This window comes from Pseudoalteromonas sp. S554 (assembly GCF_005930865.1).
GTDB classification, from domain to species: domain Bacteria; phylum Pseudomonadota; class Gammaproteobacteria; order Enterobacterales; family Alteromonadaceae; genus Pseudoalteromonas; species Pseudoalteromonas marina.
This window is the reverse complement of record NZ_PNDV01000131.1, coordinates 1-10,183: the sequence shown is the minus strand read 5'-3', so window position 1 is coordinate 10,183 and position 10,183 is coordinate 1. Positions and strand designations below refer to the sequence as shown.

The 10,183-nt window shown below is 38.1% G+C and carries 9 protein-coding genes; 4 read left to right on the top strand and 5 right to left on the bottom strand.

Annotated elements, in window-relative coordinates; all coding sequences use genetic code 11:
• Positions 1-27: 27 nt before the first annotated feature.
• The 4 genes from CWB65_RS19125 to CWB65_RS19110 all read right to left on the bottom strand — a co-directional run bounded on the left by CWB65_RS19125 (position 28) and on the right by CWB65_RS19110 (position 3,718).
• Positions 28-711 (bottom strand): MAE_28990/MAE_18760 family HEPN-like nuclease, encoded by a 684-nt coding sequence (locus CWB65_RS19125; RefSeq protein ID WP_008127416.1) that lies wholly within the window; start codon positions 709-711, stop codon positions 28-30.
• Entirely contained in the window at positions 701-1,762 is a 1,062-nt protein-coding gene (locus CWB65_RS19120; RefSeq protein ID WP_008127418.1) for a GmrSD restriction endonuclease domain-containing protein, read from the bottom strand. Before CWB65_RS19120 ends, CWB65_RS19125 begins: the two co-directional genes overlap by 11 nt.
• A 469-nt stretch (positions 1,763-2,231) precedes the next feature.
• The gene (locus CWB65_RS19115) at positions 2,232-2,411 is read right to left on the bottom strand and encodes a DUF6435 family protein (protein WP_008127419.1); all 180 of its coding nucleotides are present in this window, start codon (positions 2,409-2,411) and stop codon (positions 2,232-2,234) included.
• 143 nt (positions 2,412-2,554) lie between these two features.
• Entirely contained in the window at positions 2,555-3,718 is a 1,164-nt protein-coding gene (locus tag CWB65_RS19110) for a PQQ-dependent sugar dehydrogenase (RefSeq protein ID WP_138741259.1), read from the bottom strand.
• 403 nt (positions 3,719-4,121) lie between these two features.
• Between CWB65_RS19110 and CWB65_RS19105 the strand changes: the two genes are divergently transcribed.
• The 3 genes from CWB65_RS19105 (at position 4,122) to CWB65_RS19095 (ending at position 7,422) form a co-directional block, all read left to right on the top strand.
• Positions 4,122-5,165, top strand: coding sequence for a ferredoxin reductase (locus CWB65_RS19105; RefSeq protein ID WP_138741258.1), 1,044 nt, complete (start codon positions 4,122-4,124; stop codon positions 5,163-5,165).
• The gene (locus CWB65_RS19100) at positions 5,162-6,214 is read left to right on the top strand and encodes a fatty acid desaturase family protein (protein ID WP_138741257.1); all 1,053 of its coding nucleotides are present in this window, start codon (positions 5,162-5,164) and stop codon (positions 6,212-6,214) included. The genes CWB65_RS19105 and CWB65_RS19100 overlap by 4 nt, the downstream gene beginning before the upstream one ends.
• A 209-nt stretch (positions 6,215-6,423) precedes the next feature.
• Complete coding sequence (locus CWB65_RS19095; RefSeq protein WP_008127425.1) at positions 6,424-7,422, top strand: branched-chain amino acid aminotransferase; 999 nt, start codon at positions 6,424-6,426, stop codon at positions 7,420-7,422.
• A 79-nt stretch (positions 7,423-7,501) separates the two neighbouring features.
• Here the strand turns inward: CWB65_RS19095 and CWB65_RS19090 are convergent, their stop codons facing one another.
• Positions 7,502-7,816 (bottom strand): Mpo1-like protein, encoded by a 315-nt coding sequence (locus CWB65_RS19090; RefSeq protein WP_138741256.1) that lies wholly within the window; start codon positions 7,814-7,816, stop codon positions 7,502-7,504.
• Positions 7,817-7,972: 156 nt separating this feature from the next.
• On the opposite strand from CWB65_RS19090, the gene CWB65_RS19085 reads away from it, so the two are divergent.
• Positions 7,973-10,132 (top strand): prolyl oligopeptidase family serine peptidase, encoded by a 2,160-nt coding sequence (locus CWB65_RS19085; RefSeq protein ID WP_008127431.1) that lies wholly within the window; start codon positions 7,973-7,975, stop codon positions 10,130-10,132.
• The last annotated feature ends 51 nt before the right edge of the window (positions 10,133-10,183 follow it).

The window sequence follows — 10,183 nt, the reverse complement described above, 5'->3', positions numbered from 1 at the left end:
TTAAGGCTCATATGTGTTAGAAGCCCTTTATCCCGCGCTATACTCTTGAACATATGTAGCTTTAAGAAACTCATAGTTAGCAATGTAATCTTCAAATGTAGAGATCACTTGCTCTATTACTAACTGTATTTCTTGAGTTTTAGTTCTCAGAACATTAACACGGTGGCGCTCACCAATAACCGTTGGAGTTTCTCTACCGTGAGCAACTGCATTCCGTTTATCGACCACCTCATCAATAGTTAACTTGACTCTAGGCTCAACTTGAATAGGAGCAGCACCAAAACTTCTTATTGTATTTTGGATTGTTTTAAACCATACATTTTGTAGGTTCTGAGAGAAAATGGTATTACTTATATCAAAGACCTCTTCAGAATTTATACTTTCAAATACCTCTGAAGATTTATCAAAATAATCTTTGTAGCCACATTGTTTAAAACTTTGCATTTTTGAATTTAATGAAATTACATTAAATGGAGTCGCGAAATGCAGGTTTTTAATATTTTTACTCTTTATTAAGAGTATTGCCTGCTCAACAGTTTCGTTTAAAGCCTTTTCTAGCGCAGAGTATAAGTGTACATAGTACAAACCTCTTAATACCTTAACTTCGGGTGTAGCTTCTCCTGCTGGTTCAATAGACTCTATGTAGTTAAGGTTAATCTGTACTTCACTAAATCTTTCTCGTGAATTTGCTCGCACAATATCAAATGTCATTGAGAAGAGTGTCCTTGACAATATTTATGCGTTTTAAAACCATTTTTTTACTATTTGTTGCCCCAGTCGTCGCTTTCTTAACTTCCTGATCATTTAGTAAATCTTCCAGCTTTGTTAGGTCAACTTGTCGATTACTTGTAATAGCTTTGGCACATCCAACTGATATCGCTTCATAGAGGACTACAGGCGTGATATTTTTTCTTGCTCCGCGAACGATACCATCAGGTAAATTATCTTTTAATGCCTCAAATGTGTCTAAAAATAATTTCTTTAATTCTTTTCTGTCTTTATCTTTGAATTTTTCAGTTTTTTGCTCCATATAGTCGTTTAAGAAACCTTTAACACTATGAACAAACTGTTCTGCATTTTCATGGTAAGCAAAAAACCTCAGGACTAGCTCTTCGTAACTTCCACTACGTTCTGAGTTTGCTGTCATTTTAACCACAGCTCTAAAGTCTTCATTTTCGGAAAGCTCTTTTAAGAAATCATTAAACGGACCTATATAAACACAATTCCTAATTTCTTGTTCATGTAGGGTAACACCGCCAGTATTTAATCTTTCAAAGAGATCATATCTCACATTGAAATCACTGCGATCGTTTAATACTGTTATTCTTAATGGCCGAGTTTGTAGCATAAACTGCATGGATTTTGGCAAGTCATTGAAATGAAGTCCATTCATAGACTCCAGCTTTTCAAGTCCAGTCAATTCCAGCTTTTCATGCTTTATCGAGATATCTTTAAGCTCTTCATCATTTCCAATAAAGTTCAATATCGTAGTAAGCCTTTGAAGCCCATCAATAACTTCCCAAGAAGCATCTTTGTTAGAAGCCATAAATAAACTTGGTATGGGTATCCCAAGAAACAATGACTCAATTAATGCCGATTGTCTTTTTGCATCCCACACAAAGTGACGCTGATACTCGGGGGCAATATCGATCATCTCTTCAAGTACCATGTCATATAATTGCTTTAAAGTAATGTCATAGCTATCGAATGCGACTGACCTTCTATTAGAATCAAGTTGTTCCTGAATTTTAACTATATTCAATTTGAATCCTTAGTTTGGTATTGCTCTAGCCCCAGAGGGCTTCTAACAACTTTATCAGAGGACACTTTCCTCTTTTAATGAGCAATGTATGTCCTCTTATTTATTTTTAATATTAATAACAAATCCTGTAACACATTGCGAGTATTAAACTTTAAGTCGGGCTGTTAATTAACAACAGGCAGAAAAGGGGAAAGTGTCCTCACTTTCTGACTTAGGAGGAAAAACGCCATCGCTTTAGTAAATGCAGTCATTAAAAATTTAAAATGAAAACTAAAGGCTTTTTTAAACCATTTTACCACCTCTAAAAAATGGCAACGGTAATATAAGTAACTACTTTAAATACAATTATTTGTGTAAGGCTATTATAAAGGTAGGTTTTTTGCGGGAGGTAGCTGTAAAAAGGAGGTGATGAATAATTGCTAAACGCGCCTACCTGCTTTTGAAACGGGCAAACACGTTTAATACGAATTTATTTGGATTTTTTTGCTTCAAGCGCTTCTATTTCACTCCAAATTTTTTCGGCTTCTTCGCTTAGCATGGCGTAGCTTTTAATGTCGCCTTTACGCTGAGCTTGCATGCCTTGCTCTAATTTGGCGTCGTACTCTTTACGTAACTTTTTTGTAGGGTCTGATTTGAATATCGAAAACATGGGACTCGCTTAATTTTATAAAAGTGATTGGACTACCATACGCTACAAAGCGATAAAAAGTTCTTTTAGCAGAAAGGCATTTACCTTGTTAAATTAAAACAAGGTAAACGAATTATTTGCTATGCTGCGGTTACTAAACGGTTTTATAGCTCAGGCTCTAGGCGTTTTATACCTTGGCCATCTAGGCCTAAATAAATATAACCATCAGCACCTTGGGCTAAACTTCTTACGCGGCCAATGCCTTCTAATATTTTCTCTTGGCTTATTAACGTGTTTTTTTCAAGCGTAAGTGCGCTTAAAAACGAAAACTTCATAGACGATAACAGCACTTTACCTTTTAATTTAGGGTATTTGTCGCTGGTGACGAATAGCATGTCTGATGGTGCAATAGATGGTGTCCATTGTGATGTTGGCGATTGCATGCCTTCTTTTGTTTGCAGGTCTGTAAATGACGTGCCGCTGTAATTTACGCCATAGCTAACTACCGGCCATCCGTAGTTTAATCCTGCTTTTATTAAATTAAGCTCGTCACCGCCTCGAGGGCCATGTTCGTGAGCCCAAAGTAGATTATCTTTTGCATCAAACCACATGCCTTGCGGGTTTCGATGTCCGTAAGACCAAACAGCGTGTTTAGCGTCTGTTTGTTTTACAAAGGGATTATCTGTTGGAATACGACCATCTAAATGAAGACGATAAATTTTGCCCCCATCACGACTAAGATCTTGCGGGTTTAGGTCGCGCGAACCACGATCCCCGATCGAAAAATAAACATAACCTTGTTTATCAAACACAATACGACTGCCGTAGTGCTGACCTTTTGTACTGTTATGCTCACCTTTGTATAAAACGTGTGGCTCTAATAGCTGAGTATGATCATCGCTTAATTTTGCGCGCATTAATGCAGTGTTACTACCACTGCCTTTGCCTTCAGCGCTTGAGTAAGTAAGGTATAGCCATTGACTATTTTTATCATCGGTATGCAGTGCTAAATCAAGTAAACCGCCTTGGCCGTTAGCATCTATATCGGGCAATCCTTTTACTTGAATAAGCGTTGAGGTGTTTTTACGTAATAAAAATAGTTTTCCACTTCGCTCCGTAATTAATAAATCACCGTTTGGTAGTGCTTCGATGGCCCAAGGAATACTTACACCTTCTGCAACGTCTACTGCTTTTACATTAAGCGGCAAACTCGGCAGCTTTTTAAAATCAACTGCATTTACTGACATTGTAGGCAGCGTCAATAAAACGACCGTTAGCACGGCACCTTTAAAAGAATGTGTATATTTTTTTGATTTTATATTGAGCATGTTATTTTCCAAAATTAATCAAACTAGGTTTACGTTAGCACGAGCTGTAAAAATTAGCTAAGCGTTGCGATAAGTGAAAATGCTTTAATTTTAGCTAGTTACATATATCACTCACACAGTATTAGAAATAATAAGCTCACTCAGTAAAGTATATTTTTTATATTTTATTTAGTTTTGAAATACGTTTATAAATTGAGTTTAGTTTGTTTTTTGTTCGTAGTTTTTAACAAAAATAATGGAATAAACACTCTATTAGGGTTGAAAACTTGAATTTTCAGCGTACACTTGTGCGCTGAAGTTTGAGCTTACACTTGTATGCTCAAATAATTAAGGTTCTGATTTGTGCTAACCCTCAGTTCGTGCAAACCATTGAGCAATAAACCAATATAGAGATTTTATTACAATGTTTACGCAGGCATTAAACCAATTTTCAACGTGGTTTTTACACCATCAAACGTTTGCAGGTTACATAGAGCCAATAATGCAAGTGTTTAAACCTGCTTGGCGTGCAGGGCAATTTAGAGCACAACTGATGAATTCAGACTCATTGAATGGTGAATTTTTGAGTTTGCAGCTAAAACCAAGCAAACAATGGCCCGCGCATACCGCAGGGCAGCATGTTAGTTTGACCATTGAAATGAATGGACGATTATTAACGCGCGTTTTTACAGTTGCTTCAAGCGTTAAATATTTCAACGAAACGGGGTTTATACGTTTGTTAATTAAAACAAGCGAACAAGGACGATTTACCGGTTTATTAAAGAACAAAGCAAAAGCGGGAACATGGTGCAATATATCGGCTGCATCGGGTGAGTTTGTATTTAAAAATACACATACTCCTGCCACATTAATAGCTGGTGGATCTGGTATAACGCCGATGCTAGCAATGCTTGACGATTACTTAGCGCAAACAACCAAAGCAGTAAATTTGGTGTATTACGCAAAATCGGGCGAACATCAATGTGTTGATGAGTTGCGTGAATTAGCCACACAATTTAGTCATTTTTCATTTTTATTATTAACTCGTGAGCAGTCGAGCGACATTACTAGCAATATTAAACAGTGGGAGAATCCAGATATATATTGCTGTGGGCCACTAGGATTTATGCAAACAGTGCAAGAGTTTGCTAAAAGACATGATCTTAATTATTACCAAGAAGCATTTGGTTTAGCGTTACCCAAAGTAAACAATGAAGATCAGTTTACTGTAAAGGTGAACAGCCAAGCCCATATAGTTGAAGGAAATGATGTACTACTTAGCCAGTTTGAAGTTAAAAAATTACCGGTAAAGCGTGGCTGCGGAATTGGTATTTGCCATCAGTGCCAATGTATTAAAAAGTCGGGAATAGTACGTAATTTAAAAACAGGTGAAATGTCAGACAACGGTGAGGAATTAATCCAACTTTGTATAAGCCAACCTGTAAGTGATTTGGAGTTACAATTATGAAAAACATAAACTTTGATCAGCTTGCAAGCGATTTAGATACTATAAAAATGAATACGCTTGCCAAAGTAGGGCAAAAAGATGCTGACTACATTCGCTCTGTCGTTCGAAAGCAAAGACTATGTGAGTGGAGTGGGCGAATACTATTAATGCTTGGATTTATTCAGCCTTTACTTTGGGTTGCCGGTGTTTTGTTACTGGCTTTGGCTAAAATTCTCGATAATATGGAAATTGGCCACAATGTTATGCATGGTCAATACGATTGGATGAACGACAAACAGCTTAACTCTCAGCAATACGAATGGGACATAGCCTGCGATGGCCAAAGCTGGCATCGAGTTCACAATTTTGAGCACCACACTTACACTAACATTATTGGTAAAGACCGTGATTTTGGCTACGGGTTGTTACGTTTGAGTGATGATTTTAAGTGGCGTTTTAAAAATGTGTGGCAGTTTTTTACTTACATAAATTTAAGTGTCTTGTTTCAGTGGGGTGTGTCGTACCATGAGCTAGCAGCAGAGCGTGTTTTTATAGGTAAAAAGAAAGAAAACCGTGAAGGGCAAGTGTCGCATACCACATTAAAACAGCGCTTTTTTAGCAAAGGCGCTAGGCAGTTAATTAAAGATTATGTGATATTTCCGTTATTAGCAGGGCCTTTATTTTTGTGGGTGATAGCGGGTAATTTATTAGCAAATTTGCTTCGTAACTTATGGACGTCGACAATTATATTTTGTGGCCACTTTACTGAAGACACCGAAACGTTTAAAGAACAAGACTGCGTAAACGAAACCCAAGGCCAGTGGTATTATCGTCAAGTATTGGGCTCGTCTAATATTAAAGGGGCAAACTGGTTTCATATTTTAACGGGCCATTTGAGTTGCCAGATTGAGCACCACTTATTTCCTGATATGCCGTCGTCGCGATATCAAGAGGTGGCACCTCAGGTACAGGCCGTTATGCAAAAGCACGGGATTGATTATCACACTGGTGGATTTTTTAAACAATACGGCTCGGTGTTAAAGCGAATTATTAGATACTCATTTAAATAGTGATAGAGTGCATTAAGCGCCTTAAAAGCTAAAACATAAACCGGCATGTGTAAGCGCATATGCCGGTATTTTGCTGTTGTGTTTAATAAACATACAGTACGTGTGGTTTTTTCTTATTGTTAATTAAAAATCCGTTACTTTAGCTATGGTTAATTGATGCGTGATTGTCATACAATGGAGAAAAATAGACCACACAAGAGAGATAAAAAATGGCCGCATTTGGTACTGTGTTTATGCCACAGATGATTCAAGCTCGTTTTTCAGATAATCAATGGAGCGAAACCTCAGTTGTTCCATGCGATAAGCTTGAGTTTCATGCTGGTGCACACGTTCTTCATTATTCAAGCACCTGTTTTGAGGGCTTAAAAGCATTTCGTCATGAAGATGGGTCTGTTTATATTTTTAGAATGGATGCAAACATAGCACGTATGCAGCAAAGCTCTGCACTTTTAAGCTTGCCAAGTTTTGATGGCGATATGCTTAAAACGATGATTATTGATATTGTTCGCCAATATGCCGATGAAACCCCATTACCGCCTGGCTCTATGTATATTCGCCCAACACATATAGGCACAGAAGCGGCAATTGGTAAAGCGGCAGCTCCTTCAATGAGCTCATTGTTGTACACTTTACTTTCGCCAGTAGGTGATTATTTTGCTGGTGGTGCTACGGCATTACGTGTGTTACTTGAAGAAGATGGTATGCGCTGTGCACCTCATATGGGCATGGTTAAAAGCGGCGGTAACTACGCCAGTGCGCTTGGCCCAATTAGCGCTGCACGTAAACAGTATCAAGCAGATCAAATATTATTTTGCCCAGGTGGTGATGTACAAGAAACGGGCGCTGCAAACTTTATTTTGATTGATGGCAACGAAATTATAACCAAAGCGCTCGACTCCACCTTTTTACACGGCGTGACGCGTAATAGTATTTTAACGATTGCTAAAGATTTAGGCATGACTGTGAGCGAACGTAATTTTACAGTGACTGAACTTTTAGAGCGTGCTGAAAAACCAGGCACAGAGGCTGCGCTTTCAGGTACTGCTGCGGTATTAACGCCAGTGGGAACGTTTATTCATAACGATAAAGAATATAAAGTAGGCACAGGAGAGCCTGGGCCAACTACTGCACGTCTGCGACAAGCATTGAACGACATTCAATGGGGTAAAAGCGAAGATAAACATGGATGGTTAACTAAAGTGGTATAGCGTTAAATACCCACGTTACTCGCACCAAAAAGCCACCTAATTAAGGTGGCTTTTTGGTGCGAGTAACTTTATTAATTTATTAAAATTTTATTTTTCCGGTTAATATATCTTTAAACATAACCCAGTCTCCCCACAAACTATAAAATGGGTGTTTAAATGTAGCTGGTCGGTTTTTTTCAAAAAAGAAATGCCCAACCCACGCAAAGCCATAGCCAATAATGGGTAGCAGCCACAATAGCGCAAATTTTTGACTTAATAATGCGGTAATAATAACCATAAGTACTAATAAGCTACCTATAAAATGCAAACGCCTGCAGGTTACGTTGCGATGCTCCTTTAAATAATAAGGGTAAAAAGCTTTAAAACTGTTGAAACTGGGCTCTTTTTTTTTCATAAATCACGCTTTATTTTTATTGTATGTTTTTACTATTAAAGCGTAAGTTTACACTTGTTTACAGCGATAAATGGCACTTAACGCATCTTAATAGACATAAGCTTAAAAAACTCATAAGTTATTACTACTACTTAATAAATAAAAAGAACACACATTATGTTACTTAAACGTACTCTTGCCTGTGCTGTATTATTGGCACTCAGTGGCTGTTCAGAGCCAACCAATACATCAGATCAAAAAGAAGTAAAATCATCTATGAATCAAGTTAACTCAGTCGTGTATCCCGAAACCAAAACAGGGGATGTAGTTGATACCTATTTTGGAGAAAACGTGGCCGATCCTTATCGTTGGTTAGAAGACGATATGAGTGCAGAGACTGCTGATTGGGTAAAAGCGCAAAATACGGCTACTTTTTCATACTTAGAACAAATCCCTTACAGAAACAAGCTCAAAGAGCGCCTTGAAAAGCTGATGAATTACGAAAAAATAGGTGCGCCATTTGAAGAGGGCGGCTACACCTACTTTTACAAAAACGATGGCTTGCAAAATCAATATGTTTTATACCGCAGCAAAGGTGGTGAAGCGCCAGAGGTATTTTTAGATCCTAATAAATTTAGCGACGACGGTACAACGTCTATGTCGGGTTTATCGTTTTCTAAAGATGGTAGTTTATTAGCGTATCAAGTTTCTGAAGGTGGCAGTGATTGGCGTAAAATTATCGTTATTAATACAACGACTAAAGAGCAAGTAGAGCAAGCTTTAGTTGATGTGAAATTTAGTGGTATTGATTGGCTAGGTAATGAAGGATTTTACTACTCTAGCTACGACAAGCCAAAAGGTAGTGAGCTGTCGGCTAAAACAGATCAACATAAAGTGTATTATCATGCTTTGGGTACATCGCAGGATGACGATCGTGTTGTATTTGGCGACAGCGAGGCGCAAAAGCATCGTTACGTTGGCGCCGATGTAACAGATGATGGCAAGTACTTGCTAATTTCTGCCAGTGTTTCAACGTCTGGAAACAAACTTTTTATAAAAGACTTAAGTAAAGAAAATAGTGATTTTGTTACTGTTGTTGGTAACTCAGATTCAGATACTTCTGTAATTGATAACGACGGCGAAAAGCTTTACTTAGTTACAAATTTAAACGCACCCAATAAAAAAGTGGTCACGGTAAATGCAAATAACCCAGCGCCTGAAAATTGGGTCGACTTTATATCAGAAACCGATAACGTTCTTAGCCTAAGTAAAGGCGGAGATACTTTTTTTGCTAATTACATGGTTGATGCCATTTCGCATGTTAAACAATATAATAAGCAAGGTGAGTTAATACGTGAAATTAATTTACCAGGCGTAGGGAGTGCACGTGGTTTTCGTGGTAAAAAAGATCAATCAACGCTTTATTACTCGTTTACTAACTATAAAACTCCAGGGACTACTTTTTCGTTTGATGTAAGCTCAGGCGAGTCAAAGGTTTATCGTGAATCGGCAATCGATTTCAACAGTAATGATTACACCTCTGAGCAAGTTTTTTATACCTCAAAAGACGGTACAAAAGTGCCGATGATCATCACTTATAAAACGGGTATAAAATTAGACGGTTCAAACCCAACCATCTTATACGGTTACGGTGGTTTTAACGCAAGTTTAACACCAAGCTTTAGCCCTATTAATGCGCTTTGGCTTGAGCAAGGTGGGGTGTATGCCGTTGCTAATATTCGTGGTGGTGGTGAATACGGTAAAGACTGGCATAACGCTGGTACAAAAATGCAAAAACAAAACGTGTTTGACGACTTTATTGCCGCGGCAGAGTACTTAAAAGATAAAAAGTACACCTCTAAAAAGCGTTTAGCACTGCGCGGTGGTTCAAATGGTGGTTTATTAGTAGGTGCGGTGATGACGCAGCGACCTGACTTATTTCAAGTTGCATTACCAGCGGTAGGCGTACTTGATATGCTGCGTTACCATACATTTACAGCGGGCGCTGGTTGGGCATACGACTACGGTACTAGTGAGCAAAGTAAAGAAATGTTTGAATATATAAAAGCTTACTCGCCATTGCATAACGTTAAAGCGGGCGTTGAATATCCTGCCACTATGGTAACAACCGGTGATCACGATGATCGTGTGGTGCCATCTCATTCATTTAAATTTGCTGCTGAATTACAAGCTAAGCAGGCTGGAAATAACCCTACACTTATTCGTATTGAAACAAATGCGGGTCATGGTGCGGGCACACCAACCAGCAAGGTTATAGATTTATACGCAGATATGTTTGGTTTTACGCTATATAACATGGGTGTTAAAGAGCTATAAAACGCGTTAACGTTACCTTATTTTAAAATACAAAAGCCGAGTAAATTTACT

What these genes read in the sequence shown, in the direction of transcription:
- CWB65_RS19125 (WP_008127416.1), bottom strand. Translation starts at nt 711, where the DNA reads ATGACATTTGATATTGTGCGAGCAAATTCACGAGAAAGATTTAGTGAA.
- CWB65_RS19115 (WP_008127419.1), bottom strand. Translation starts at nt 2,411, where the DNA reads ATGTTTTCGATATTCAAATCAGACCCTACAAAAAAGTTACGTAAAGAG.
- CWB65_RS19105 (WP_138741258.1), top strand. Translation starts at nt 4,122, where the DNA reads ATGTTTACGCAGGCATTAAACCAATTTTCAACGTGGTTTTTACACCAT.
- CWB65_RS19090 (WP_138741256.1), bottom strand. Translation starts at nt 7,816, where the DNA reads ATGAAAAAAAAAGAGCCCAGTTTCAACAGTTTTAAAGCTTTTTACCCT.
- CWB65_RS19100 (WP_138741257.1), top strand. Translation starts at nt 5,162, where the DNA reads ATGAAAAACATAAACTTTGATCAGCTTGCAAGCGATTTAGATACTATA.
- CWB65_RS19095 (WP_008127425.1), top strand. Translation starts at nt 6,424, where the DNA reads ATGGCCGCATTTGGTACTGTGTTTATGCCACAGATGATTCAAGCTCGT.
- CWB65_RS19110 (WP_138741259.1), bottom strand. Translation starts at nt 3,718, where the DNA reads ATGCTCAATATAAAATCAAAAAAATATACACATTCTTTTAAAGGTGCC.
- CWB65_RS19085 (WP_008127431.1), top strand. Translation starts at nt 7,973, where the DNA reads ATGTTACTTAAACGTACTCTTGCCTGTGCTGTATTATTGGCACTCAGT.